General features: G+C 64.8%; 1 protein-coding gene. It reads left to right on the plus strand.

Annotation, left to right across the window (positions count from 1 at the left end; all coding sequences use genetic code 11):
- Positions 1 to 313 precede the first annotated feature (313 nt).
- The gene (locus tag EAE93_RS23965) at positions 314 to 571 is read left to right on the plus strand and encodes a hypothetical protein (protein WP_214040734.1); all 258 of its coding nucleotides are present in this window, start codon (positions 314 to 316) and stop codon (positions 569 to 571) included.
- Positions 572 to 731 lie beyond the last annotated feature (160 nt).

A 731-nucleotide genomic window follows, 5' to 3' on the forward strand; every position in this document is an offset into this window, starting at 1 on the left:
ACCCGGTTTTTCCCGTGCTGCTTTGTCGCCGACCCCAAAACCCCCTGACGCGCTTTTCGCCCCCGAAGGCCGGTTTTTCCCGCCGTGCCATTGTCAGTGTCGCGCCTTTTTCGGCAACGGGCGAACGTCGCCCAACTCGCTTGGGCGGCGGGCGCCCGTTCTGCGGGCGCGGGCGGCAGAGAGCCCGCAAGCGGCGCCCCTGCGACGCTCTGAGGCACTGTGGCTTCGGCTTGCATATGACCTTGCATGACCACGCGATTTTGTTCAGGGAAGCCCCTGGGGGCTGCACGGGGCGGAGATGGCGAGCACGGGAATGAGCAAGGAGCCTGCGACTGCGAACCGGGCGCAGCCAGTGCAGCGGGGTTGGGGCGGGGGGAAGTTAATTAACGGAGGCCGCAGGCCGACCTGCCTTCAGGGGTGTTGGCCGGACGTTGGCACGGCAGCTAAAGAAGAACTCAGGGTTGCCGATGTCCGGCTCAGTCGGTTAGAGCATAAGGCGCAGCCTTGTGCGCCACTCCCCGCAATGCCGACCCGCGGGGGCGCAAGACATAATGCCAATTATACGCATTAAGCCGCTCATCAATGCTCAGGCGGTTGCCCGGGCTCACCGGCGCAGTGCGTATAATTCCCCCGCATTATGTTGAATAGGCGTTAGGCGGCCTGTACCAGCTCAACGGGGACGCCGGGGCTTGCGCCGCCTGACGACTATTTACCCCCGCGTGCGCCAGGGC

Origin of the sequence: Photorhabdus akhurstii (assembly GCF_018448925.1) — a bacterium.
Classification (GTDB): Bacteria; Pseudomonadota; Gammaproteobacteria; order Enterobacterales; family Enterobacteriaceae; genus Photorhabdus; species Photorhabdus akhurstii.